This window comes from Glycomyces luteolus (genome assembly GCF_027622875.1).
GTDB lineage: Bacteria > Actinomycetota > Actinomycetes > Mycobacteriales > Micromonosporaceae > Glycomyces > Glycomyces luteolus.
This window is the reverse complement of the sequence record NZ_JAPZVP010000001.1, coordinates 165,038-190,657: the sequence shown is the minus strand read 5'-3', so window position 1 is coordinate 190,657 and position 25,620 is coordinate 165,038. Positions and strand designations below refer to the sequence as shown.

The window sequence follows — 25,620 nt, the reverse complement described above, 5'->3', positions numbered from 1 at the left end:
TGACGCGCACGGCGTCCGGTGGCCGGGCGGGCGCCTCCGGGTTTAGTGTCGATCCATGACCGCAACCGTGGGAACCGCGAGCGTCGCAGGCGGGAAGATCACCGTCGAACGGCGCGGCCTGGTGGACTACCAGGAGGCCTGGGACTACCAGAAGGAGCTGCAGCAGCGGCGGATCGACGATGAGATCGGCGATACCGTGCTGCTCCTCGAGCATCCGAGCGTGTACACCGCCGGGCGCCGGACCGAGACGTGGGCGCTGCCGCAGGACGGCACGCCGGTCGTCACGGTCGACCGGGGCGGGCAGATCACGTGGCACGGGCCGGGGCAGCTGGTCGGCTACCCGATCATGAAGATGCGCAACAAGGTCGATGTGGTCGGCTACGTGCGGCGGGTGGAGGACGCGATCGCGGCGGTCTGCCACGAGTTCGGGGTCGTGTCGGCGCGCGGGCGGATGCACGACCGCACGGGCGTGTGGCTGCCGGAGGACGATCGGGGCCCGGAGCGGAAGATCTGCGCGATCGGGGTGCGGGTGCGTTGGGCGACGACCATGCACGGCTTCGCGCTGAACTGCAACCCGGACATGAGCTACTGGGAGCGGATCGCGCCGTGCGCGATCACCGATGCGGACGTGACGAGCCTGTCGCAGGAGCTGGGCCGCGAGGTCACGGTCGAGGAGGTCCTGCCGGTGGTGGAGAAGCATCTCGGGCTGCTGCTCGAGCGCTAGGAGTTGTTGTGAACGGGCGCGGTGCCCGGCCCGGTAGGGGCCGCCGCGCCCGTTTCGCGTCGTCTAGGAGCAGGCTTCGTAGGGTTCGGGCTGCTCGGCGGCGAGTTCGGGGGTCTCGCCGAGCAGGACCTTGAAGATGTTGTTCCACGCGTCGGACTCGGGGTAGAAGATCTCCGAGTGCGAGTGGACGCCTTCGACGGGTTTGCCGGAGATGCCCTGGTCGGCGAGGCTGAGGCCGTAGTCGTCGACGGCGTCGGGGGCGTCGGAGAGGTTGCCGGTGACGAGGTTGCGGTTCCCGGGGAAGTCGTCGGGGTCGGCGCCGTGGCCGAGGAGCGGCACGTAGGGCATGCCCTGGACGTAGGAGATCGGGTCGCCGGGGCCGGTGATCGAGTAGCGGGGGCGGCAGGGCTCGGTGTAGTCGGCGGGGCTGTAGACGTCGTTGCCCATGCCGGCTGAGGCGATGTGGAGGACCCGGTCGGCTTCGAGGTCGTAGGTCTCGGCGTAGCCGATGACGGCGCCGCCGTAGGAGTGGCCGGTGAGGGTGAGCGGGGTGTCCTCGCCGATCTGGTTGCGCAGGTCGAACGTGAAGGACGCGAGGCTTTCGGCGGCGACCTGCGACCAGGAGGCCCAGGACTCCTCGACCCAGCCGGAGGGCCAGGAGGCGGCGGCCCAGACGACGATGGCGAGTTCGCCGTCGGCGGCGTCGACGAAGGATTTGGCGCGGTTGTAGTAGAGCTCGAAGTTCTCGCTGGAGAGGACGGCGGAGCCGCCGGGGACGAGGACGGCGACGTTCTCGGCGGTGTCGAGGTCGCCGACGACTTCGATCCAGGAGCCGTCGCCGTTGTTGTTGTAGGGGTCGAGGTAGAGGAACTGGCGGTCGGTGCCGACGAGCGCCTGGAGTTCTTCGCGGGCGGGCCGCTCGGCCTCGTCGGACCAGGGCCGTGAGGGGCTGTCGTAGGCGGCGGAGGCCGCCGTGGTGGCTTCGAGGATGAGCTGGTTGGCGGTGATGCGGGCGTCGAAGGGGGCGCCGGGCATCTCGGCGACGACGGAGGGGTAGAGGACGGCGAGCCAGGCGGTGGCGTCCTCGCCGAGGCCGGTGAAGAAGGCGTTGACGTCGAGGGGGTCGAGGTCGCCGCCGGCGTCGTAGAGGTCGGCGAGGGCGGCGCCGAGTTCGCCGGAGTCGGCGGTGGGTTCGGCGGCGACGAGCTCGGCGGCGGTCGCGGGATCGGCGAGGGCCGACTCGAGTGCGGCGGCCGGGTCGTCGCCGGGGACCGGGGCGTCGGAGCGCAGCGCGGCGAGCTCGCCCGCGGGGTCGGCCGCGAGGACGGGGACCGCTTGGAGCTGGTCGGCTTCGGCCTCGCCGAGGCGGGTCAGGCCGGCGAGGTAGACGAGCGCGAAAACGGCGACGGCCGTCACGACCGTCGCACGCCACCACCGAAATCTCACCGGGTCAGCCTAACCGGTGGCGCCCATGCGCGGCGAACGCTGCGCGTGTGAGGGGAGCCTCCGGGGCGGGAAAACGAGGGCAGGGGCCGAGGCGCTGGGGCCGTGTTCCGGGCCCCGGTCAACACCCTGGCATTGGGGTGCGACATTTTCGGGCGGGTTCCGCGCGAGGGTGGCGCGGTTCACGCTTTGCGGTCAGGCGGCGGTGGCGGTGTAGCGGTTGCCGTTGGCGGTGAGGGTGAGCGGGAGGCCGAAGGCCTTGGAGAGGGTCTCGGAGGTGAGGGCCTCCGCGATCGGGCCGGCGGCGACCACGCCGCCGCCCGAGAGGACCAGCGCGTGGGTGAACCCGGGCGGGATCTCCTCCACGTGGTGGGTCACGAGCACCAGGGCCGGGGCGGCCTCGTCTCGGGCGAGGCCCGCGAGTGTCGCCACGAGCGCTTCGCGCGCGCCCAGGTCGAGCCCGGCCGCGGGCTCGTCGAGCAGCAGCAGCTCCGGGTCGGTCATGAGCGCCCGGGCGATGAGGACGCGCTTGCGTTCGCCCTCCGAGAGCGTCCCGAACAGCCGGTCGGCGAGCTGCGCGACGCCGAGCCAGCGCATGAGCGATCCGGCGCGCTCGTCGTCCTGCGGGTCGTACTCCTCGCGCCAGTGGCCCATCATGCCCCAGGCGGCGGTGCGGACGACGTCGAAGGCCTTCTCGTCGTTCGGGATGGCGTCGGCGACCTGGGTGGTGGTCAGGCCGATGCGCGGGCGCAGTTCGAACACGTCGACGCGGCCGAGGCGTTCGCCGAGGATCTCCACCACGCCCGAGGTCGGGTGGTTGCGGGCTGCCGCTAGGTTGAGCAGCGTCGTCTTCCCGGCGCCGTTGGGGCCGAGGACGACCCAGCGCTGTGAGGCGTCGACTTGCCAGTCGATGCCGTCGAGGAGCTGGTTGCCGCCGCGTCGGACGGTGACGCCGGACAGGTCGAGGACGCGTTCAGACTGAGCCACGGGTCAATGAAACCACGGGCTCCGGAGGAGCGGGCGCGGGCGGCCCTCGGCGGCGGGGCTGCGACACACGGGCGAATGCCCCGTCGGCGTCCCGGAGCGAGTCCCCGGGCCGTGCAACGACGCCGCGCCTGGCGGCGTCTGACCTAGGGACGCCGGTCCCGCGGGCGGAGGCGCCACCCGGTGCCGCCGCACCCGCGTCCGGACACCCTGACCATGTACGTCCTAACTGGAATGAGCAGATGCCCCCCATCATCGAGATTTCGGGGCTGAGGAAGACCTATTCGAGGGCCTTCCGTCAGCCGCACAACGCTTTGGACGGCCTCGACCTCGAGGTCGCCGCCGGCCAGGTGCACGGCTTCCTGGGCCCGAACGGCTCCGGGAAGACCACGACCCTGCGGGCCCTGCTCGGTCTCATCCGCGTCGACGGCGGGACCATGCGGATCTTCGGCGAAGAGGTGCCCCAGCGCCTGCCGGACGTGGTCGCGCGGATCGGCGCGGTCGTCGAGTCCCCCCAGTTCTTCAAGCACTTCTCCGGGCGCCTCACGCTCCAGCTGCTCGCCGAGAGCGCGGGCGTCTCGAAGACGCGCGTCGAGGAGGTCCTGGAGCAGGTGGGTCTGCGCGACGCCGCGAAGGCGTCCGTCAAGGGCTATTCGCTGGGCATGCGCCAGCGCCTCGCGGTCGCGCAGGCGCTGCTGAAGCAGCCGCAGCTGCTGATCCTGGACGAGCCGGCGAACGGCCTCGACCCGGCCGGGATCCACCACATGCGCGAGCTGCTGCAGTGGCTCGCGCATTCGCAGGGCGTGACCGTGGTGGTCAGTTCGCACCTGCTCTCCGAGGTGCAGCAGTTGTGCGACTCGATGACGATCGTCTCCAGGGGACGGCGCATCGTGGACGGCAGCGTCGCCGACATCATCGCCGGTCACGGCGATTCGAGTCTGACGGTCAGGTTCCCGGACGCGGCGTCGCTGCCGGAGGCGGCGGAGGCGCTCACGGCGGCTTCGGGTTCGCTCGACGCGGCGAAGGCGGCGGTGACGGCTTCGGTCGACCGCGACCGGCTCGTGGTCAGGGGCGCACCGGAGGCCTCTTGGGTGACGAAGACGCTCGCTGACGCGGGCATCTACCTGTCCGAGTTGCGGACCGAGACGAAGAACCTGGAGTCGGTGTTCCTGGAGCTGACCGGCACGGCGCCGGTGCCGGGGCAGACCGTGCAGATCGGGGAGTCGGCGGTGGTGCCGGCGGCGCCGGCCGAGGTCGCTGTCGGCGACGTGACGATCGAGGTCGAGTCGGAAGGGGCCGAGCGGTGAACCTGTTCAAAGCCGAATTGCGGCGCATCGCGCGCCGCCGCCTGTCGCTGATCTTCGGGATCATCGCGGCGGCCGGGGTGCTGGTGCTGGCCGGGGTCTTCTGGTTCACGTCGAGCAAGGGCCCGACGGCGGAGGCGCTCGAGGAGGCGCAGGCCGAGGCCGACCGGATGAACGAGGAGAACTACGAGTACGAGGCGTGCATCGAGGACGAGGCGTATCTCGAAGGGCCCGATTACGAATGGGTCGAAGACGACCCGTACTACGACGGGCTGAGCCACGAGGAGGCCTGCGCCGAACTCTTCGGCGTGTGGACGGCCGAGGATCTCATCTGGACGTACACGTTCGACTTCGCCGAGGAGAGCCCGCTGCTGCTCATCGGCGTGGCGATCGTCGCGGGCCTGGTCATGATGATGCTCGCGTCGTCGGCGATCGGCGCCGAGTGGTCGAGCGGGGGCATGGCGAACCTGCTGCTGTGGCACCCGAACCGGATGCGGGTGTGGGGTACGAAGCTCGGTGCCGCGGCGGCGGTGTGCGCGGCGGCGGTGCTCGCGCTGATGCTGCTCGCGTTCGGGCTGCTGTACTTGGCCGCGTCCGTCCGCGGTGATGTCAGCGGTGTGGACGCGGGGTGGTGGGACGAGAACCTGCCGAAGTTCGCGCGCGCCGCGGTGCTGTCGGTCGGCATGACGGTGCTCGGCGCGTCGCTGGCGATGCTGGGGCGGCACACGGCGATCTCCGGCGGGATCATCGCCGGTTACCTGATCGTCGGCGACATGCTGGTGCGGATCGCGGCCATGGCGCTGCAGATGCCGTTCTCGGAGCGTTTGTCGTTGTACACGTGGGTGACGGCGTGGGTCGACGGGAAGACGGAGCTGTACGACTGGACCGATCTCTATGCGGAGACGGCGGATGTCATGGTCATCACCGCGAGCGAGGCCGGGCTGCTGCTCGGCGGGATCGTGCTCGGGTTCGCGGTGTTGGCGACGTGGGCGTTCCAGCGGCGCGACGTGTCATAGCCGCCTCCGTGCGGTAGCGCGTGATGCGTGATATGCCACTGTGTTCCAGCGGGGAGAGCCGTTGGAACAACACCAGATCGGTGGCGTGTGGCACGTGATATGCCACTGTGTTCCGAGGGCGAGAGCCGCTGGGGCCGAGCCCGTGCGGTGGCGCGTGATACGTGCCGCGTGGCATATCACTGCTTGAGCCGAGAGTGAACGGAGCGACGCCGCCCGCGGATTGCCGCGGGCGGCGTCGTGTGTTCCAGGCGGTGTCGGGGTGTTTCAGTCGAAGAGGCTTTCGCGGACCGCGTCGAGGCCGTGGAGGATCGCGCCGCGCATGACCGGTTCGTCGACGACCGATCCGGCGACCACGCTCGGGTTGACCGGTGCGAGCTGGGAGGTCTGGGCGGCGACGCGCCCGGCGAGTTCGAGCCCGCCCGCGTAGCCGACGGGCCCGCCGAGGACGACCACCGTGGGGTCCAGGAGGACGCAGACGGCGACGATGCCCAGGGCGATGCCGCGGGCGATCTCGTCCAGGCAGGCCGCGCCCTCCGGGCCCGCGGCGATCGCCTGGGTCAGGACGTCCTCGGGTTCGGCGGCCTCGAAACCGTGCTTCGCGCCGAGGTCGATGACGGCGTCGCCGCCGATGACGCGCTGGTAGGAGCCTTTGGAGAGGCGCGTGACGACGCCGCCGGTGGGCAGTTCGCCGCCGGGGACGGGCAGGAAGCCGATCTCGCCGGCGGCGCCGCTCGCGCCCCGGTAGAGCCGGCCGTTGAGGATGACGCCGAGGCCGAGGCCCCCGCCGAACCACGCGTACACGAAGTCGGTGGCCCCGCCCGCGCCGCCGGAGCGCTGCTCGGCGAGGCAGGCCAGGTTGACGTCGTTCTCGATCTCGACGTCCGGCGTGAACTCCTCGTTCAGCGCGGTGCGCAGGCCCCGGTGCCAGGCCGGGAGGTTCCAGGAGAAGCCGATGTCGCCGCTCGCGGGGTCGATGACGCCGGGAGTGCCGAGGACGATCCGCTGCACCTTCGACATCTCGACGCCCGCGTCGGCGACCGAGTCGGTCACGACGCGGCGGACCACGGCCACCGGGTCGGTCGAATGTTCGACGTCGATCTCGGCGCGGCCGACGATGCGGCCCGTGAAGTCGGCGCAGGCGCCCTTCGTGGTCACGGGGCCGACCTCGATGCCGACCACGTACGTGAAGGTCGGCACGGCCGCGTACAGCGACGCGTTGGGGCCGCGCCCGCCGGACTTGGAGCCGACGACCTCGACGAGGCCGCGGGACTGGAGGCGCTCCATCATCTGCGACGCGGTGACCTTCGACATCGAGGTCCGCTCGGCGAGCTGGGCGCGGGTCTGGGGACCGTCTTCCAGCAGGAGCTTCAACGCTGCCTGGTCATTGAGGACGCGCAGCAGTTTCGGCACCCCGGGGGTGTGGCTCTTCGGCATTCGTACTTCCTTCTCCTACGAGCCCACATTATCCACGGGCTCCCACCCGGCACTGCCGCAGCTAGCGCGCGAAAGCCGAACGCGTGATCGGTAAACGCCGACGGCCCGCGCGATCTCGCTCACACCGCCCGAGCAACCGGTCCTGAATCGTCGGACCCCCGTGTCAGGGTTTGCACCGGGGGCCCGCGATTCAGGCCTCAGCGGCTCGGACCCTGCCCGCGAAACCCCCGGTTCCGTTCACTCCCCGTCGGTCTCGACCAGGCTCCTGATCTGGCGCAGCGAGACCGACAGCACCGCGAGCTTCTCGTCCGAGCGCGCCGCCTCGGCCGTCGCCTCGTGCAGCATCGCGATCGCGGCGGCGTTCCGCTCCGCCCACGAATCGACCGCCTCGGCCGGCTCCGTGCCCGGCTTCGTCTGGAGCACGCTCGCGGTCAGGGCCGCCATCGCGCCGTACAGGTCGTACCGCAGCGCCGACCGCGCCAGCGTCTGCCAGCGGTTCGTGCGCGGCAGCGCCGAGATCTCGTTGAGGATCGCGTCGAGGTGCACCCGCGCCGCGATCTCGTAGTACACCTCGGCCGTCTGCTCGAGATCCGTCTCGTACAGCCGCGCGCATTCGACCACGTCGACCAGCCCGAACCCGAAGATCGGCGCCGAGGCGTCCCGTGCGATCTGCGCGGGCATCCCCTGCTCCTCCAGCTCGTCGCTGAACTCCTCGAACCCGACCGCCTCGGAGTCGTGCAGCAGCTCCGGCAGCCGCGGCTGCAGCACCGCGAGCCCCGGCCGCAGCCGCTCGATCTCCGCCGACACGTCCAAGGTCCCGCGCCGGTGCTGCACCAGCCACCGCACGCCCCGGTCGAGCAGCCTGCGGATCACCAGCATGCCCGCGATCTGCGCGTCCTGCGGCACCTGGTTGTCGAGCGCCTCGATGCGCCGCCACAGCCCCGGCAGGCCGAACGCGTCCCGGATGATCACGTACGCGCGCACCACGTCCACGACGTCGGCGCCGGTCTCGTCGGCGATGCGGAACAGGAACGTCGTGCCCGCGCGGTTCACTGCCTCGCCGACGACCGCGGTCGCGACGATCTCGCGCCGCAGCGGGTGGTCGGCCATGAGGTCGGCGTACGGTTCGCGCAGCGGCGCCGGGAAGTACTCGCGCAGCACCGGCGCGGTCCAGTCCTCATCGGGCAGTGCGGAGTCGAGCACCGCCCGCTTCGCCCAGATCTTCACGTACGACAGGAGCACCGAGAGTTCGGGCTCGGTGAGCGCCGTGCCCGTGGCGACCCGCTCCTTGAGCTGCTTGTCGCTCGGCAGGCCCTCGATCTCGCGGTCGAGGCTGACGGTCTTCTCCAGGTACTTCATGAGTCGGATGTGGACGGGCAGGAGCCGCACGCCGAGCCGCTGGGCGTTCGCCAGCGCCATGTTCTGCCCGTAGTTGTCGGCGAGCACCGCTTCGGCGACGTCGTCGGCCATGTCCATGAACAGCTTGTCGCGGCTGCCGGGGTCGACGCGTCCGGTGAGTGCGGCCGAGCGCAGCAGGATCTTGATGTTGACCTCGTGGTCCGAGGTGTCGACGCCGGCCGAGTTGTCGATGAAGTCGGTGTTGCAGCGCCCGCCGAGGCCTTCGGGCCCGCCCGACTGCGCGTACTCGATGCGGCCGAGCTGCGTGAATCCGAGGTTCCCGCCCTCGCCCACCACGCGGCAGCGCAGTTGCTCGCCGTTGACGCGCACGGCGTCGTTGGCCTTGTCCCCCGCGTCCGCGTCGGTCTGCGCCGAGGACTTCACGTAGGTGCCGATGCCGCCGTTCCACAGGAGGTCGACCGGGGCGGTGAGGATGGCGCGGATGAGCTCGGGCGGTGTCAGGTCCTTGACGTCGGCGTCGATGCCGAGGGCGGTGCGCACCTCGTCGGAGACGGGGATGGATTTGGCGGCTCGTTCCCACACGCCGCCGCCCGCGGAGATGAGGGTCGGGTCGTAGTCGGCCCAGGTGGAGCGGGGCAGTTCGAACAGGCGGCGGCGCTCGGCGAAGGACGCCGCGGCGACCGGGTTCGGGTCGATGAAGATGTGCATGTGGTTGAACGCGGCCACGAGCCGGATGTGCTCGGAGAGCAGCATCCCGTTGCCGAACACGTCGCCGCCCATGTCGCCGATGCCGACGACGGTGAAGTCCTGTGCCTGGGTGTCCAGGCCTTCGGCGCGGAAGTGGCGTTTCACCGATTCCCAGGCGCCCCTTGCGGTGATGCCCATCTTCTTGTGGTCGTAGCCGACCGAGCCGCCGGAGGCGAACGCGTCGCCGAGCCAGAACCCGTATTCGGCGGCCACGCCGTTCGCGACGTCCGAGAACGTCGCCGTGCCCTTGTCGGCGGCGACCACGAGGTAGGGGTCGTCGCCGTCGTGTCGGACGACGTTCGGCGGCGGCACCACCGTGTTGTCGGCGTCGCGGTTGTCGGTGATGTCGAGCAGCGCCGAGATGAACTCCCGGTACCGTGCGACCCCTTCGGCCTGGAAATCGGCGCGGTCGTTGAAGTCGGTCCGCTTGAGCACGAACCCGCCCTTCGCGCCCACCGGCGTGATCACGGTGTTCTTGACTTCCTGGGCCTTCACCAGCCCGAGGATCTCGGTCCGGAAGTCCTCCTTGCGGTCCGACCAGCGCAGGCCGCCGCGCGCGACCCGCCCGTAGCGCATGTGGACGCCCTCGAAGTTCGGGGAGTACACGAACACTTCGAACATAGGGCGGGGTTTGGGCAGGAAGTCGATCGCCCTGGCGTCGAATTTGAACGCCACGTACTCCTTCGGGCGGCCCGAGGCGGCGCGCTGGAAGTACGAGGTCCGCAGGGTCGAGCGGATCAGTGTCAGGAAGGCGCGCAGGATCCGGTCGGCGTCGAGGTTGGGGACGGCCGCGAGGCCTTCGGCGAGCGACGCGTCGATGCGCTCCACGGCCGCGGCGCGGTCGGCGCCGACGCGCGGGTCGAAGCGGGCTTCGAAGAGCCGCACCAGGTTCGCCGCGATCGCCGGGTAGGCGCCCAGCGTGGAGGCGATGAACGCCTGGGAGAACACGAACCCGCACTGGCGCAGGTATTTCGCGAGCGCGCGCAGCACCACGACCTGCCGCCAGGTGAGCCCGGCGGCGATCACGAGCTCGTTGAACGGGTCCGATTCGGCCTCGCCGGTCCAGGCCGCGCGGAACGCGTTCTCGAAGCGGATGCGCAGCTGCGGCACCGATTCGGCGGCTCGGCCGGGCAGTTGGAGGCCGAAGTCGTGCAGGTGGATGGTGCCGTCGGCGCGTTTGATGTGGTAGGGGCGCTCCTCGGCGACTCGCACGCCGAGGTGGCGCAGCACCGGGAGCGCTTCGGAGAGCCCGACTGGCTGCTCGAACGCGTAGACCTTGAAGTGGACGTCGGCGTCGTCGCCGCCGCGGCGGAACAGCTGCAGTTCCATGTCGCCCGGTTCGCGCAGCATCTCGAGCTTCGCGATGTCCTTGGCGGCGTCGATCGGCGGGTGCTCGGCCTTGTACGCGGGCGGGTACGCGCTCGCGTAGGCCTTCGCGAGGGTCCGCGCCTGGCCCTCACCGATGTGGTGGTCGAGCTGGAGCACGAGGTCGGCGTCCCAGGACCGGGTCGCGTCGGCGAGTTCGGCTTGGATCGCGTCGACGTCGACGGGCGGGTGGTCGGCGAACGGGTCGATGCGGACCACGAAGTGGAGGCGGGCGAGCACCGATTCGGTGACGCGGGCGTCGTAGTCGATCTGGGAGCCGCGCAGGCGGCGGCGGAGGATCTCCTCGATCTTCTGCCGGTTCTCGGTGTTGTACCGGTCGCGCGGCAGGTAGACGAGGCAGGAGTAGAAGCGGCCGTAGACGTCCCGGCGCGCGAACAGGCGCAGGCGGCGGCGCCCGGCGAGGCGCAGTACGCCCATCGCGGTCGTGTACAGGTCGTCGGTGCGGGCCTGGAACAGCTCGTCGCGGGGGTAGGTCTCGAGGGCGGTGACGAGGTCCTTCCCGGAGTGGGAGGAGAGGGTCACGCCCGAGCGGGCGAGCACGTCCTCCACTTTGCGGCGCACCACTGGCAGCTCGGTGACGCTCGAGAGGTACGCGGCGGAGGTGAACAGGCCGAGGAAGCGCAGTTCGCCGTCGGGTTCCCCGTTGGCGTCGAAGGTCTTCACCCCGATGTAGTCCATGAAGGACGTGCGGTGGACGGTGGAGCGGGCGTTCGACTTGGTGATCACCAGGAGCCGCTTCTCGCTGATCTGCGAGCGCGCGTCGGTGTTGAAGGAGGAGAGCGGGCGCGGCGCGGTGGGCGCCTTGCGCAGCAGGCCCAGGCCGGTCTCGGCCAGGGGCGTGAGCGCCTCGTCGTCGCCTTCGCCGGTGAGCCGGTACTGGCGGAAGCCGAGGAACGTGAACTTGTCGTCGGCGAGCCAGCGGAGCAGTTCGACGGTGTCGTCGATGTCCTTGGGGGGCACGGGGAGCGGGGTGGTGCATTCAACGCCGTGGGCGACGCGGTCGAGGTCTTCGGCGATCTGGAGGGCTTTGGCGCGCATGGCCTGCCAGTCGGTGACGCACGCGCTGACGTCGGAGAGGACTTCGAGGATGTCCTGTTCGAGTTCGGCGAGGAACGCGGGGTCGGCGACGCGCTGCGTCTCGATGTGCATCCAGGATTCGGGGCGGCCGCCGTCGGCGGGGGCCGCGGTGAGGGCGCCCTCGTCGTCGCGGCGGACGGGGACGATGGGGTGGACGAACACGGAGACGTCGATGCCGTGCTCGTTGAACAGGCCGGTGAGGGAGTCCACGAGGAACGGGGAGTCGTCGCAGACGATGTCGACGCGGGTGGAGGAGGCGGCGTCGGGGCCTTCGGCGTCCTCGGGGCAGTCGAGTTCGAGGGCGATCTGGCCGGGGGCGCGCACTTCGGCCATGCGCCGGTGGTGGGCGGTGGTCTCGAGGAGCTGCTGGGCGCTGCGTCCGACGAGGTCGTCGTCGGAGACGAGGCTCCAGTAGAGCTCGACCAGCCTTGCCAGTGATGCGTCGGATCCGGCCAGCCGGGCGGCCTCCTGGAGCAGTTCCTCCCGGTCGGGGAGGGTCTCGCGGAACTCTTCGTCGCCGATGAACGCCAACACGTCTCGATCTCCAGTCCGATTCGACTCGGCCCACCTCGTCGTGGGCCGTCTACAGGCTAGATCTTAGGGATCTGCCACGGCATCGTAGGGTTCTCAGGCGACACAGCGGTTACACCAGTATTGCCAACTTGGCGGTAGAGTGACGTCAAGGAACCATCCCGCACCCACCGAGTGAAGGCAACACCATGGAAGCTTTCATCATCCTGCTGCTCATCGCCGCCGCCGTGCTTGTCGGCTGGTGGCTGTGGCGCAAGAACTCCCGCAAGAGCGAACCGGCCCCTCCCCGTCCCCCGGTCGACCCGTTCGCGGACGCCGACACCGACGTGCTCCGCGGGGACCCGAAGCGGCTCAAGGCCGCCGACCTCGTCGAGCTGTACGGCAAGACCCTCGCGGTGCGCGGCACGCTGCGCCTCTCGGAGGGCGACTACCACTGGGCCGAGCACTTCCTCGACACCGGCACGGGCGTGAAGCGCTGGCTGTCGGTGGAGGCCGACCCGGATGTGGAGCTGGTGCTGTGGGAGGAGGTCACGGACACCGACCTGCAGCCGGGGCCGCGTGAGCTCAGTCACGAAGGCGTGTCGTTCAGGTCGGACGAGAAGGGCAAGGCCCGGTACGTGAGCGAGGCGACGACGGGCCTGGCGCCGACCGGTACGCTGCGCTACCACGACTACGCGGGGCCGGGCGGCCAGAAGCTCTCGTTTGAGGCGTACGGCGACGACGCCAAGTGGGAGGTGGCGAAGGGGCTTACCCTGGACCGCAACCAGGTCACGATCTACCACCAGAGCGAAGAGGCCTGACCCCCCGCTCACCCCATCGCAACGCCCCCGCCTCAACCCTGGAGCCCACGCTGATAGCGCATATCGAGGTGCCGTTCGTCGACGTCTCGGCGGCCTCGCTCACCTTCCGGCCCGACGCCCCGTCCATGCCGGTGCTCGACCTCCTGGAACGCGACGCGGGTCCGCTGCGGCTCTCGCTGCGCCTCCTCGGCGCGAGCCACCAGGCGGTCGTCGCGACCCCCGACGGGCTCATCGCCGAAACCCTCGCCTACCGCTCCGACTTCGCGCCCGACCTGCCCGAGGCGTTCAGCCAGCGGGTCGGCTCGTGGCGGCACCGCTACGAGTGCAAGGTCGAGAAGCTCCCGGTCCCCGAACTGCGCCAACGGGTCCGGTCGCTGCGCGACCGGGCCGTGCTGCGCACCGGCGAACCGGACCTGCTGGTGGGCGTGTTCGGGGACGACCTCGACGCGCTCACGGCGCTGGAGGTCACCGGGACGGCGCCGCTGTCGTGGCGGACCGTCCACACCTACCCGCAGTACGGCGAGGTCGTGACCACCACGAGCACTGTGGTGCCGACCGGCGCCGGCGTACCCCAGTCAGCAGCGGCGCGACCGTAAGCTGAACCGACTCCCCGACAGGACGACCCGAGGACCACCGATGAGCAACCAGCAGCCGCCCCCGCCGCCGCCCGCTACCCGCGGCCTGAACTGGAAGCACTGGACGGCGATCATCGTCGTGCTCGCCCTGTGCTGCGGCGGGGTGTTCCTGATGAACACGAACTTCTCGAACCCGACGGACACGATCCGCGACCACTACACGCGGGCGGCGAACCTCGACGAGGGCGGCGGTAAGGCGTACACCTCGAGCGCGTCCCCGGCGACGGTGGCCGACCAGATCGACGACGACGCCGAAGCCCGCGAGGAGCGCTCCTCGGGCGGCACGTACTACCTGCAGTACTCCAAGCACATCGTGGCCGTCTCGCCCTACAACGGCGGCTCGAAGATCCTGCTGCACGACTACCGCAGCGGCTACAACCACTACTCGTCCGTGTTCATCCTGTGGGGCTGGTCGTCGTCGCCCCCTTCGCCGTTCCGCGGCGGCGGACCCGGCTCCGGCAAGTGACCCGAACCCAATCCAGTAAGGGAAAGGCAGCCCATCATGCTCGCACAGGTTGAAAATCAGCTGGGAGGGTTCGGGGGCGACGTCGCCGGCGCACTCGCCTACAGCGTCATCGGCATCATCCTGATGGTGTTCGGGTTCTTCATCGTCGACTGGCTCACCCCCGGCAAGCTCGGGGAGCTCATCTGGACCCAGCGCAACCGCAACGCCGCGCTCCTCCTGTCCTCCAACCTGCTCGGCGTGGGCCTCATTGTGGTCGGCGCCATCTGGGCCTCCGAGGGCAACCTCATCCAAGGCGTGGTCTCCACGTTCGTGTTCGGCGTGATCGGCCTCGGCGCCATGGCCGTCGCGTTCCTCATCCTCGATGCGATCACCCCCGGGCAGCTGGGCGCGCTCGTCGTCGACGAGGAGCCGCACCCGGCCGTGTGGGTCAGCTCCGCGATGCACGTCGCCTTGGGCGGGGTCATCGCCATGGCCCTGTCGTGAACGGCGCCGTCGTGAAGAAAGCAATGCGGTCTTGACCACTGAGGTCGCCCCGCAAGCCGTGATGCCGGCGCGCCGGGTCCGCCTGGCGCGCTTCGGCCTGCTCGCCACCGCGTTCGCGGTCTCGGCGTGCGGCCTCGTGTACGAACTGGCGCTCATCACCCTGGGCGCCTACCTGGTCGGGAACACCGCGAAGCAGGCGTCGATCGTCCTGGCGGTCATGGTGTTCGCGATGGGCCTGGGTGCGCTCGCGGCGAAGCCGCTGCGCCGCTGGCCCGCGCTGGCGTTCGCGGCGGTCGAGCTGGCGCTGGCGCTGCTGGGCGGGTTCAGCGTGATGCTGCTGTACGCGGCGTTCTCATGGACCGACCTGTACAGCCTGCCGCTGGTGCTGGTCGCCGCGGCGATCGGACTCCTGATCGGCGCGGAGATCCCGCTGCTCATGGAACTGCTGCAGCGCATCCGGGAGCAGGCCGCGGGCGCGGCCGTCGCGGACCTGAACGCGGCGGACTACCTGGGCGGGCTCATCGGCGGCCTGGCGTTCCCGTTCATCCTGCTGCCCTTCTTCGGGCAGATCCAGGGCGCGCTCCTGGTGGGCGCGGTGAACGCGGTCGCGGGGGTGCTGCTGGTCTGGATCCTGTTCCGCGACGACCTCTCGAAGGCCGCGAAGCAGCTGCTCACACTCGTCGCCGCACTGACGGCGCTGCTGCTGGTCGCCGCGTTCACGTACACGGACCGGTTCGAGACGGCGGCCCGGCAGGCGCTGTACGCGGCCCCGATCGTCTACAGCGAGGACAGCCAGTACCAGCAGATCGTCATGACCGAGGCGGCCTCGCCGTTCGGCGAACAGGACCTGCGGCTCTACCTCAACGGCGACCTGCAATTCTCCTCAGTGGACGAGTACCGGTACCACGAGGCGCTGGTGCACCCGGCGATGAACGGCCCGCGCGAGCACGTCCTGGTCCTCGGCGGCGGCGACGGCCTCGCCGTGCGCGAAATCCTCCGCTACCCCGAGGTCGAGACCGTGACCCTGGTCGACCTCGACGGCGCGGTCACCGAACTCGCGCGCGAATTCGACGACCTGGTGGACCTCAACCGCGATTCGATGAACGACCCGAGGGTCGAGGTCGTCAACGCGGACGCGTTCACGTGGCTGCGCGAGCAGACCGGTACGTGGGACTCGATCATCGTCGACATGCCCGACCCCGACGCGACCGAGACCGCGAAGCTCTATTCGGTCGAGTTCTACGGCCTCGCAACGGATCACCTGAATGCGACGGGTCGCATGGTCGTGCAGAGCGGATCGCCGTATTTCGCACCCAAGACGTTCTGGACCATTGCCTCCACTTTGGAGGCTGCCGGTTACGCGCCCACCCCGTACTGGGTCTCCGTGCCGAGCTTCGGCGACTGGGGCTACATGCTCATCCAAGCCGGCGGCGACGCCCCCGGCCTCGGCCTCGACACCTCCATCGGCCCGTTCCAGTCTCTCACCCCCGAGCTCATCGAAGCCGCCCAGGTCTTCCCGCCCGACCGGGACCGCATGGACATGGAGCCCTCCACGCTCATGCACCCGGTGATCCTCGACCGGGTCGAATCCGAATGGAACAACTACTGAGGTAGCCTGGCGCGCACCCCACACTTCACAACCACAGGAATAGAACATGTCGCAGCAGCAGCAGAACCCCTACCTCCTCACCGCCCGACTCAGCACCGTCCAGCGGGTGCTCATGATCGTCCTCGGCAGCCTCCTCACCGTCCTCGCCCTGTTCGCGCTCACGTTGGGCGGCTTCAGCATCTACCTCATCCTGGGGCCGCTGTTCCTGCTCATGGGCATCCTCTCGACCACGAACCCGTACCTCCGCTTCGACACCGCCAACGGCGAACTGGGCCTCTACTCGCCGCTCGGCTTCAAATCGCGCACGTACGGCTCCCCCAAGGGCGAGAGCATCTACTTCCAGGTCGCCACCGGCAAGATCATGCGGGCCCTCCCGAACGGCACCCACCGCAAGGTGAGCACCTTCGGCGTGGACCGCAACGAACTCGCCCGCATCATCGCCGCCCTCCCCCAGGGCTAGCACCGAACGCAGTGGGGGGGGGGGGCGCCCCCCCCCGCCCCCCCCCCGCCCCCCCCCCCGCCCCCCCCCCCCCCCGGCCCCCCCCCCCCCGGGGGGGGGGGGGCGCCCCCCCCCCCGCCCCCCCCCCCACTCCCCTGACGCGGTCGCCACGCATCGCTACGCCGCGCGGCGGGCGGTCGACACCGCTCACACCTCGGGGTTCTCGATCAGCTGCTTGGCCCGCTTGAGGATCCAGGGGCACCACTCGTCGTTCCGCCACGCGCCGAACCATTCCGGAGCGAACTCGGGCTCGATGGTGAACCGGCAGATCTCCCTCGGACCGGCCCCGTCGTTGCAGGTGATCCGGTACTCCGGCGGGAGCAGCGGGTGACCGCCGTTGTTCGGGCCGGTCCGGAACACCGAGAACACCGCTGGGCCCCTGTGGAAGTCACCGAGCCAGCCGTTGTCGTCGGGATGCGGCTCGGCTTCGGCGAGGCTCGTCTCAGCCATCGCAGCACCGGGCCTTCCGTGCGCGCGTGCCGGTCTGCCGCTCCTTGAGCAGGCTCCCGTTGGCGAAGACGTGCGCGGCGCAGTCCTTCAACCAGGCGCGCCACTCCGGCGGCCGGGAGCGCCACTCGTCGCCCCACGTCGCATGATCGATGCCGGTGTTCAGGCCGGAGACGATCAGGACGAGGTCCGCGCGGTTCCCATTGGCGCACACCTGAAGCGAGTCGGGTGCTACCGGGCTTGAGGCGTACACCCAGAACTCGTTCACGCCGTCGGTGAATCCCCCGCGCACCAACGGATCCGGCCTCGGATCCGGCGACGGCTTCCCATTCTCTGCTGGCAACATCGTTGTCCCCTCTCATGCGGAACGACTCGCGATGTGTCGACAGTAGGGCGATGCATTGCATGATTCAAGAGCAAAACCGCAGGTCAGGCAGTGGCAGTTGGTGCATGGCCCAAGGCTGTGGCCGTCGGCGGTGGCGTGTGGAGTACGCCCACACGCCACATGCCACACGCCACATCGAACTGAACCTTGATGAGGGTTGCGAAATTGGTAGCGGTTGCTTTACTGAGAAGATGCGGAACGACGCGACACGACAAACTCCTATGAGCTGGTTTCAAGTTTGCTGAAGATCGGGCGTGATGGCCATGCGGTCGTGTTTTATCGCGCGGGTGACCCGCCCGTTATCGACAGCTGGCCTCATATCCTACGGTCGAGGACGTCTGCCAGGCTTGGGTCTTCAGCATGAACGGCACCGGTTCGAGGTAGGAGACAGCAGATGGAGAGGCGCATACCGGACCCGGGTCTGGTGTTCGCACGGGTCTTCTCGGGGTTCGTGGCGAAGTACATCGGCCTGGCGCCAGTGCTCGGGCCGGCAAGCGGACGCTACTCGAGGAACCGCAAGTTGTGGGAGGCGCATCGGGCGGAGGCGCGCATGGACGAGAAGTCCTTCTTCCGCTTCACCACCAAGGAACAGGTGCGACAGTTCCTCCAGCACAAGCCGGCGACCTTGGAAGACCTGCTCGTGGCGATCATGATGGGTGCGCTGGGCCTGTGTATCCCGTACCTCATTGCGGGCGTTCCCGCCGTTTTCGCAGCGCTGCAGCTCTTCGCGGGGGAAGGATCGGTCACGGGCCTCGTCGTCTTCTCGGTGTCGGCACCGTTCGTCATCTGGACGCTGATCGCCGTTCTGCGCTATCAAGGCCGCTTCCACTGGGTGCGGCGCGGCATGCTCACCGATGACCCAACCACTGGCGTCGAGCGGTTCCGGTTGTGGCTCGTCACCCCGAACCCGCTGGACTGGGTCTGGGTTCCGATCTGCGTCGGTGCCGGACTCATGATCGTCTGAATAGGTTCTAGATTGACCTTGCGAGGCGTCTCCAGCAAATGAGGCTCGCTGCGAGTTTGATGAAGCCCTGATGCATGATCAGAAGACGGTCCCAGCGGATGGCGAGGCGTTTGAACTGGTGGAGGTGGGCGATGGCCTGCTCGACTACCCAGCGGATCTTGCCGAGTCCGATGATCTTCTTGCCACCGCGCTGCGGGATGATCGGCTCGATCCGCCTGGTGCGCAGCCAGTCCCGGAAGGCCGCGGAGTCGTAGCCACCATCGGCCAGGATCACGTCAGGGCGCCGGCGGGGGCGGCCGACTCTCCCGGCTACGGGTGGAATGGCTTCGACCAGGTCGGGCGCGGCCTTGATGTCGGGCACGTTGCCCGCGGTAGTGATGACCGTGAGCGGGATCCCGGTCGAGTCGCACGCGATGTGGTGCTTCGAGCCTGGCCTGCCCCGGTCTACCGGCGAGCGGCCGGTGCCCTCGCCCCCTTTTTAGCCCTGACATGCGAGCCGTCAAGACAGACGGCGGACCAGTCGATCTCCCCGAGCGCATGCAGCTCGGACAGCAAGAGATGATGGAGCCGGTCCCAGACTCCGGCCTCACACCAGCGGCGGAACCGCCGCCAACAGGTGATGCCGGATCCAAAGCCGAGTTCGGGTGGCAGGTGCTTCCAGTTGATCCCGGTGTAGAGCACGAACAGGACGCCTTGCAGGCACTTCCGGTCATCCAACGGCACCGGGCCGCGTGACCCGGGGCGATGCTCAGGCAACAGCGTCGCGATCCGCACCCACAGGCCCTCATCAATCTCCCAAGGCTTCGCCATACCCGTTCAACGAGCAAACCCGAAACCCTGCACCGGACAACCAGTCCGATCGCCAACGAACTTGAAACCAGTTCTATGCGGCGCAAACTCATCGGCAGGAAGCTCAAGATCGCAAGGAAGAGCGCCGGTCTTCCGATGCGACATCCAGACATCGTGGATGCGGTCGGCTCCACGAGGACCATGCAGCGGCTGGAAGACGGAGAAGGTACCCAGCTCACGTATCCGGTGATCGGAACTCTGTGCGACCTCTACGGAATGCCAGCAGAGGAAAAGTTCGAGCTCCAGCGCCTGTGGAGGCTTGGACCGGCAACCACCTGGACTCAACCGAGAGAGAGGAGCGTCTTCGGGTTCGACGCTTTCCGGGAACTCGAACTTCATGCCAGCGCGGTGTACCGATACGAATCCACGTATATCCCTGGACATCTCCAGACCGAGCACCACATGCGCAGGTTGTTCGCGAAGAACCCCGATTTCAATACCGAGGACATCGACCGCTGGGTCCAAGACCGCATGACCTGGCAGCGGCCGTTCTGGGAAGACGACGGTCGAAGATCATACTTCCTGCTCAGCGAGGCCGCCCTTCGCATCGGCTGCGATGCGGAGCAGCTTGAGCGACTGACTGAGGCTGACTCGCAAGACCACATGACGGTGAAGTACTTGCCGTTCAGCAGCGGCTCGCCTTCCAACCTCCACGTGCCGTTCGTCCTGCTCTCCTTTCCCGATGAAGACGACCCGGATATCGTCTTTGTCGAAGCGCAGGACGCCTACCTATACTTCGAGGAATCGAGTTCTGTGCAGAGCTACCGCACGAGTCTCGATCGAGCAGATAGTCAGGCTAAGGCTATTGAGGAGTTCAGGCTATGAGGAAGACCGGGTGGCGCAAGTCGACCAGGAGCAGCGACCAGGCGAATTCCGCCTGCGTCGAAACCCGTGCCCTCGACGAGGGCTTCCAGGTGCGGGACAGCAAGCTCGGCGACACCTCCCCGATCTTCGATCTGGGAACCGCCGACTTCACCGGCCTCCTCCGCGCGGCAGGCCGCGACTGACACACCCAAGTCCAAGCAGGCCCGAACGCGTCAGCGCTCGGGCCTGCTACGCGTCTAGGGGTCTGAGCACGACCGGGGCGTTGCGGGCTTCACGGTTGCGGCCGCTCACCGTTCAACCGGGCAGCGACGAAAAGGTGGATCGTGGGGCGGCGTGGCGGGCGGCCTCTCGGTTTCGATTGGGGCGCAGACGGATCCGCTTGATGGAACCGACAACGTGAGAGGTTTATGCGCGTGTGGGTGATGACGGACCCGGGCTAACTAGGGGATACTTAAAGTACGCACAGGGATACGGAAAACGTACAGGTGTCGAGTAGGTGCAAGCAGACTAAGCCAAGCCTCTGGCCGACTCCCAAACCGGACCGATTCCGAGACCGCAACCCTCACCGGGATGTCGGCCTCAGTCCCCGAGTGCTATCGGGATCCACAGCTGACCACGGCTCTCAGGGCCGTGCTGGGTGGGAGATCTCCGGTCGGGATCACCTCGGCCGGAGGCAATGTTCAGAACGAGGCATACGAAGACGACCGGTACGACCGTAACGACCTGCGTGGGCCTGAGGGAGGCCCTCGGGGTCTGAGCGGACGAACCAGTCGAGTGCGGGCCCGCCCCACAGCCAGGTCCGCATTGTCGACGTCGCTCCTGCGAGTTCATTACTGCGGGAATGCGACAACATCATCGATCGGAAGGAGTGATCTGGGAGTCCGCACAGGACATCCTTTGTCAAGGCTCGTGTTCGCCTTCGTTGAATCCGCTTGGCCAGGAGGTGCCATGTCACGTCTCAACCAGTTCGAGCTTGTGCGGGCGACCGAGATCATCGGTGCCCTGCGGGGTGCACGGTTCGTCGGGGCCGACTCCTGGTGCCAACCGATACTGGCCACCTCGACAGCTACGGCGCCGATCTCGGGATCCTGCAATAGAGCATCACCCCGGCCCAAGGGAAGACGCGCTCAGGTCTTTCGCTCTGGTCATTCGCTAATGAGGCGCGTACCGGCAAGCGACGCAAGAGCTTCGACCTGGCGACGACATTGGTGTCCGGCACGGAGGTCCAACCTGATCTGCTCGTCTGCCGCCGCGCGCAAACGCTCGAAGTCGACAGTGCCCGGGTCGAACACGCGACGCTCCAACGACGTACGGACCTCGACGTCTCGCAGTGACAAGTTGATCTCGGCCCAGCACCGTTCGGTCTCGTCAAGGGCCGGATCGATGGCCAGCGCACGAAGCCGGTCCTGACCTTCTCTCTTTTTCTCGAAGGAAATGCTGAGTGCCGCCGCGATCCTCCCAATGCCATCGAAGGTGGGGTCGTCCGCAAAGCAACGCTGAAGTTCCAAGTACAAGCGAAATTTCCCCACCGGCAGGTCGTCCGCGGCCTCAGCCCGGATGGCTGCTGGAACCGAATCGTCCGAGAGAAGTTCCTGCAGAATCTCGCCAGCCGCCTGGCAGTCATAAGCTGAGAGGCGGCGGGCGGCGAGTTCACGAGAGTATGGGTCAAGCGACCCGTTTTCCGCAAGGTCTCGCAGCACCTGCACCCCAGACTTCCATCCGTACTCCGCCATACCGTCGGCCGCGATGACCCTGGTCGTGCCTTGAATGTCCTCATCGGAGGCCAGATTATGGAGCAATCGCGATCCGTCCTGCGGTCGGTACTTCGCGATCCCCCTCGCGCCGTGAGCCGCGCGGCTCCCAAGTGCCGGCGGCCAATCGGCGATCTTCTGGAGCTCACGAAGTCCTGCTTCTCGATCGATGCGCGCAAGATGTAGTGCCGCTTCGGTCTGGGCTCTGCCGTCGAGCTTGTAATCCGAGGAGAACTCGGTCAACAGAGCAACACCTCGCTCGCGGTCGAGTTCCAGTAGTCTTCGCGCGGCCTCCACTCTGGCCTGGTCATCGAGTTGGCTACCGGTCGCGTATCCGGCGACGAGTGTCTTTCCCCGGTCGTCCCCAAACTTGTAGAGCCAGTAGGCGGCGTCGACGGGAAGTGAGCGGTAGAGTCCGGCGTCCTGAGCGAGCGGGAGCAGCAGGGATCGCCCTCGCTCGCAGTCAACTTCTGCCACCGTCTTTGCAGCGTTCACACGGGCCCCGTCGCGGGCGTCGAGATCAGCCGCGAGCTCGCTTAGGAGGGGAATCACGGATTCGGGGTCACCTCTGAGCAACTCACGTGCCGCCGAATACCGGGCGTGGTCGCTCACGTCGCCGCTCACCGCGACTCGGTACAGGGCCTCGGTCGCGTCCGAGGGGTGGTACCGCACCAGTGCAGCCGCCGCCTTGATACGGGCGTCCTCGTGCGCTTCGGGGTCGTTCGCGAGTTCCGCCAGTCGGTCGGTCGGCTCGCGTTCGTCGAATTCAGCGAGGCTCACGACCACATCGGCGCGGTCCTCCGGCTGCAGTCGGTTCTCCGACTGCATTTCTCTCAGGATCGTCAGGCCCTGCTCACCGAGTCTCGGCATCAGTGAGCGCACCGCTTCGAGGCGAGCCGGGCCGGGCACCGATTCGTCCATGGCGAGATCGAGGAGACGCTGACGAGCTGTTGGATGCCCGGTCCTCATCAATGAGGCAAGGGCGTTCTCGCGTACGAGGTCGCTGACCGCTTCATCGTCCGCGATGGCCTCCAGCAAGGAGGTTCCCGTGCGATAGTCGTACTGCTGTAGGTAGGTCGCGGCCTGGACCCGGGCGTGTCCGTCGGTGCCCGGGTCGGTCGCATACCGCCGCAGCCGGTCCAACATGCGAACCTGGTCGACGCTCACCATCTCGTCGATTGCGTACACCTGGTCGCCATCGCTCACGGAAGGATCGGACGCGATCGACTCGAGCGTCGCGACGTCGACCGTAGCCCCGTATTGCGCTGGAATCCGGGCAATGATCATCCGTTCTATGGCGTCCAGGGAGCGGTCATTCGAGACTGCTGCGAGTTCGCGTGCTGCGGGCTCGGGGTCGAGCTCACGGAGCCTGACCAGTTGCATGATGCGCGCCCGGTTCGGGATCGCGCGGTCCCGAACCAGGTCCCAGAGTATGGCGACCCCGGTTTCGCGGTCATAGTGCGACAGTCCCGAAGCAGCATTGCCTCGCGCATAGGCATCCACCTCTCGTTTCGACGCGAACGCTTGCAGCGCTGCCGTGCCCGTGTCCTGGTCGATCTCGCAGAGCCACGTCGCGGCGTTGACACGGACGAGGTCTTGGAAGCCGCGCTTCTCGATGAATCGACTGAGCAGACCTTCGGCAAATGTCGGGGAGTGCTCGATCAATGCGTAGGCCGCGTTCACTCGGTCGAACGGGCTCGCATTGGGATCTTCGGCGAGTTCCAGCAGGGAGGGCATTGTCGACTTCGGCCAGTGCCCGACAAGGGCTCGCAAGGCGGCGAGTCGGCAGTTGTCGGGCGTGTTCCGGTCAGCGGCGAGTCTGTTGAGGATGTCTCGTGCCGAGGCCCGGTCGTGATCCAGCAGCTCGTTGGCCGCGTTCCATCGAATCCAGGGATCGTGCCCTTCGCTTGCGAACTCGCGAAGCAGACCAACACCGCGAGGGTCATGATTCGCCAGACTGCCGGAGACGCTGACCCGGTCGGATTCGGATTGCCGTCCTTCCTCCACGAATCGGAACAGCAGGTCTCTGGCGTGCTTCACGTTGCAGAGCCCGTTCACCAGGCGCCACCAGTCGGGTTTCGGATAGGGGGGCCAGACCTGGAGGACTGCTTCAATCAGCGAGTTCCGCGTTTCGTGATCGATGCGGCCGGTTCCCTGGACGACGCAGAGGCCCTCGGCAGCGATCCATCCCAGCGCGTGCACGCACTCCGCGCCCCCGCGCATGGTCTCGATGAGTGCCGCCCGCTGGTCGTGCGGGATCTGCGCGAAGGCGAAGATCGCGCTGATACGGCGTTCGGGGTCGCGGAAGGCGTCCTCCCAGTCCTTCGGGGTCTGGTACGACGCGAGGGCATCGGGAGCGGCCAGGTACTCGGCGTAGGACTTGTGGACGAAGTGGGAGTGCGCGGTCCGGACGTCGTGGACGAGGCCGGTGGCTTCAAGGAGGGTCACCAAGGCGTCGAGCTCGCGGGGTTCCTTCGGGCGGACCTGGAGTCGCAGCAGGTCGCAGGCAATGCCGACGACTGGGCGCTGGCCACTCTCCAAGTACTGCGATGCCAAGCGGCGCAACAGATCACGAATCGCGATATCGGTGCTGTCGGGTCCTGTCTCCCCCGCAGCGCCTTGCCATTCGTGGAGCAGCCGCAGCGCGAGCCCGTGCTGTTCCCGATCGACGCTCATGCGCTTGTGGAACTGGGCTATCCAGTGCTCGATCGCGTCGTGGTAGATGTCGACGCGCCGCGACGGCAGTTCGAGGTGTCGGTCCTGGAAGTAGATCGTGGCCGCGACGCGGGCGAGCAGCGGGAGCTTGATGAGCTCTAGCAGGTCGTCCTCGTCTTCCCACCGTTTCAGGAACCGGTCGGCTTTGGCGACAGCCGCCCTGTACGCCGCGGTCTGGTGCTCGCGGTCCGGGATGCTCGTTTCCGCGTTGACGAGGAACGCGTGGAGTTGTTCCGAGGTGAAGGGCCGCAGCTCGAATTCGGTGACACCGCGGCTTTCGAAGCTGCGTCGGCGGTCGTCGGTGAGGCCGCGCGTGGTGAGGACGAACTTGCAGGCCCGGCTGTGTTTCGTGGCGTCCTCGACGGCTTCGAATACGAGGTGCTCGACCTGGTTGCGGTCGTCGGCGGAGGTAATCTCGTCGAACGCGTCGATCATCACAAGCCAGGTGAGGCCCTTTCCGGGCGGTCGGGCGAGCGCGTCGGTGTCGGTCTCGCCGAACGCCTCGGCGATCGAGGCGCAGCCGACCAGCCTCCTCGCGGCGACGAGCAGCGGCTTGAACTTGGTGGCGCGGTCCGACGATGCCGTACGGTGGCGCAGTTCGTGCTCCCAGTAGCGCAGCAGAAAGGTCTTGCCGACACCGGCCTCGCCGGTGATCGCGATGTGCCGCACCTTCGGGTCGGCGATGACCTTGTCGAAGCTCAACCGCTGCTCGGTCGCCGCTTCCTGCGGTTTTTCCGAGTTCGAGAGCTCCAGTGAGTCACGCTCCCTCGCGAGGTCGTTCCTGGTGTAGACGCGCACGAGGTCGGGCAGGAAGTCGCGGTCGTATTCGAAGCCGGGGGTGGGTCGGGTCGCGGTCTCCAGCAGTCTCGCGGCGTCGGGAAGCACCCGCGGGTGCCGTTTCGACCGGAGCCACACCCAGGTGAGCACCGAGGTGAGCGCGAGAACGTAGGCGCCCGCGGCGATCCAGTTCCAGGGTCGAGGCGCAGTGAATACGGCGATCGCGGCCGGGATCGCGGCGAGGGCGGCGGCGCGGCGGACCCGGACGGTGCCCGACGCCGGCGCGTTCGACTCGGCGTGCGGCTCGTTCTTGAAGGAGTTGGCGATCAGGGCGATCACCATCGGGACGAGGGGGGCTGCGAGGGTCGCGATCACTGGACCCCAGACTTCGGGTCGCATCAGTCCACCTT

The 25,620-nt window shown here is 68.2% G+C and carries 20 protein-coding genes; 12 read left to right on the top strand and 8 right to left on the bottom strand.

All coding sequences use genetic code 11. The features are described from left to right. The first annotated feature begins 55 nt into the window (after positions 1–55). A complete protein-coding gene (gene lipB, locus O1R50_RS00865) occupies positions 56–724 on the top strand; it encodes a lipoyl(octanoyl) transferase LipB (protein WP_270107934.1) in 669 nt (222 codons plus the stop codon). Between the two features lie 63 nt (positions 725–787). On the opposite strand, the gene O1R50_RS00860 is transcribed toward lipB, so the two are convergent. Both O1R50_RS00860 and O1R50_RS00855 read right to left on the bottom strand, forming a co-directional pair. Further along, positions 788–2,170, bottom strand: a complete 1,383-nt coding sequence (locus O1R50_RS00860) for an alpha/beta hydrolase (RefSeq protein ID WP_270107932.1) — start codon at positions 2,168–2,170, stop codon at positions 788–790. A gap of 192 nt (positions 2,171–2,362) precedes the next feature. Continuing rightward, positions 2,363–3,154 (bottom strand): ABC transporter ATP-binding protein, encoded by a 792-nt coding sequence (locus tag O1R50_RS00855; RefSeq protein ID WP_270107931.1) that lies wholly within the window; start codon positions 3,152–3,154, stop codon positions 2,363–2,365. 239 nt (positions 3,155–3,393) lie between these two features. Here O1R50_RS00855 and O1R50_RS00850 point away from each other — a divergent pair, with 239 nt between their 5' ends. Together O1R50_RS00850 and O1R50_RS00845 are read left to right on the top strand one after the other, a co-directional pair. Then, positions 3,394–4,458 carry an ABC transporter ATP-binding protein gene (locus O1R50_RS00850; RefSeq protein WP_270107930.1) on the top strand — a complete coding sequence of 355 codons (1,065 nt, stop codon included), beginning with the start codon at positions 3,394–3,396 and terminating at the stop codon, positions 4,456–4,458. Then, positions 4,455–5,471: an ABC transporter permease subunit gene (locus O1R50_RS00845; protein ID WP_270107929.1), complete on the top strand. Its 1,017-nt coding sequence runs from the start codon at positions 4,455–4,457 to the stop codon at positions 5,469–5,471. The genes O1R50_RS00850 and O1R50_RS00845 overlap by 4 nt, the downstream gene beginning before the upstream one ends. Before the next feature lie 264 nt (positions 5,472–5,735). Here the strand turns inward: O1R50_RS00845 and O1R50_RS00840 are convergent, their stop codons facing one another. Further along, complete coding sequence (locus tag O1R50_RS00840; protein WP_270107928.1) at positions 5,736–6,905, bottom strand: ROK family transcriptional regulator; 1,170 nt, start codon at positions 6,903–6,905, stop codon at positions 5,736–5,738. A gap of 237 nt (positions 6,906–7,142) precedes the next feature. Next, positions 7,143–12,008, bottom strand: a complete 4,866-nt coding sequence (locus O1R50_RS00835; protein WP_270107927.1) for an NAD-glutamate dehydrogenase — start codon at positions 12,006–12,008, stop codon at positions 7,143–7,145. A 185-nt stretch (positions 12,009–12,193) separates the two neighbouring features. Here O1R50_RS00835 and O1R50_RS00830 point away from each other — a divergent pair, with 185 nt between their 5' ends. From O1R50_RS00830 to O1R50_RS00805, 6 genes are all read left to right on the top strand, one after another. Continuing rightward, positions 12,194–12,805, top strand: a complete 612-nt coding sequence (locus tag O1R50_RS00830) for a DUF4178 domain-containing protein (RefSeq protein ID WP_270107926.1) — start codon at positions 12,194–12,196, stop codon at positions 12,803–12,805. 68 nt (positions 12,806–12,873) lie between these two features. Next, positions 12,874–13,401 (top strand): DUF2617 family protein, encoded by a 528-nt coding sequence (locus tag O1R50_RS00825; RefSeq protein ID WP_270107925.1) that lies wholly within the window; start codon positions 12,874–12,876, stop codon positions 13,399–13,401. A 40-nt stretch (positions 13,402–13,441) separates the two neighbouring features. Continuing rightward, positions 13,442–13,906: a DUF4247 domain-containing protein gene (locus O1R50_RS00820; protein ID WP_270107924.1), complete on the top strand. Its 465-nt coding sequence runs from the start codon at positions 13,442–13,444 to the stop codon at positions 13,904–13,906. Between the two features lie 36 nt (positions 13,907–13,942). Then, a complete protein-coding gene (locus tag O1R50_RS00815; RefSeq protein ID WP_270107922.1) occupies positions 13,943–14,389 on the top strand; it encodes a DUF350 domain-containing protein in 447 nt (148 codons plus the stop codon). 61 nt (positions 14,390–14,450) lie between these two features. Continuing rightward, positions 14,451–15,998, top strand: a complete 1,548-nt coding sequence (locus tag O1R50_RS00810) for a polyamine aminopropyltransferase (RefSeq protein ID WP_408612566.1) — start codon at positions 14,451–14,453, stop codon at positions 15,996–15,998. A 46-nt stretch (positions 15,999–16,044) separates the two neighbouring features. After that, complete coding sequence (locus O1R50_RS00805) at positions 16,045–16,458, top strand: hypothetical protein (protein WP_270107920.1); 414 nt, start codon at positions 16,045–16,047, stop codon at positions 16,456–16,458. A gap of 186 nt (positions 16,459–16,644) precedes the next feature. On the opposite strand, the gene O1R50_RS00800 is transcribed toward O1R50_RS00805, so the two are convergent. Beyond that, positions 16,645–16,947: a hypothetical protein gene (locus O1R50_RS00800; protein WP_270107919.1), complete on the bottom strand. Its 303-nt coding sequence runs from the start codon at positions 16,945–16,947 to the stop codon at positions 16,645–16,647. Then, positions 16,940–17,212, bottom strand: coding sequence for a hypothetical protein (locus O1R50_RS00795; RefSeq protein ID WP_270107918.1), 273 nt, complete (start codon positions 17,210–17,212; stop codon positions 16,940–16,942). The genes O1R50_RS00800 and O1R50_RS00795 overlap by 8 nt, the downstream gene beginning before the upstream one ends. Before the next feature lie 568 nt (positions 17,213–17,780). Between O1R50_RS00795 and O1R50_RS00790 the strand changes: the two genes are divergently transcribed. Next, positions 17,781–18,293, top strand: a complete 513-nt coding sequence (locus O1R50_RS00790) for a hypothetical protein (RefSeq protein WP_270107917.1) — start codon at positions 17,781–17,783, stop codon at positions 18,291–18,293. A 7-nt stretch (positions 18,294–18,300) separates the two neighbouring features. On the opposite strand, the gene O1R50_RS00785 is transcribed toward O1R50_RS00790, so the two are convergent. Beyond that, a protein-coding gene (locus O1R50_RS00785) for an IS5 family transposase (protein WP_270107916.1) occupies positions 18,301–19,103 on the bottom strand; the annotation gives its coding sequence in 2 pieces (ribosomal slippage) (positions 18,301–18,773 and positions 18,773–19,103; 804 coding nt in all). A gap of 75 nt (positions 19,104–19,178) precedes the next feature. Here O1R50_RS00785 and O1R50_RS00780 point away from each other — a divergent pair. Together O1R50_RS00780 and O1R50_RS00775 are read left to right on the top strand one after the other, a co-directional pair. After that, positions 19,179–19,967 (top strand): helix-turn-helix domain-containing protein, encoded by a 789-nt coding sequence (locus O1R50_RS00780; protein ID WP_270107915.1) that lies wholly within the window; start codon positions 19,179–19,181, stop codon positions 19,965–19,967. Beyond that, the gene (locus O1R50_RS00775) at positions 19,964–20,149 is read left to right on the top strand and encodes a DUF397 domain-containing protein (RefSeq protein ID WP_270107914.1); all 186 of its coding nucleotides are present in this window, start codon (positions 19,964–19,966) and stop codon (positions 20,147–20,149) included. Before O1R50_RS00780 ends, O1R50_RS00775 begins: the two co-directional genes overlap by 4 nt. A 963-nt stretch (positions 20,150–21,112) precedes the next feature. Here O1R50_RS00775 and O1R50_RS00770 read toward each other — a convergent pair. Continuing rightward, positions 21,113–25,609, bottom strand: a complete 4,497-nt coding sequence (locus O1R50_RS00770) for an ATP-binding protein (RefSeq protein WP_270107913.1) — start codon at positions 25,607–25,609, stop codon at positions 21,113–21,115. Between the last annotated feature and the right edge of the window lie 11 nt (positions 25,610–25,620).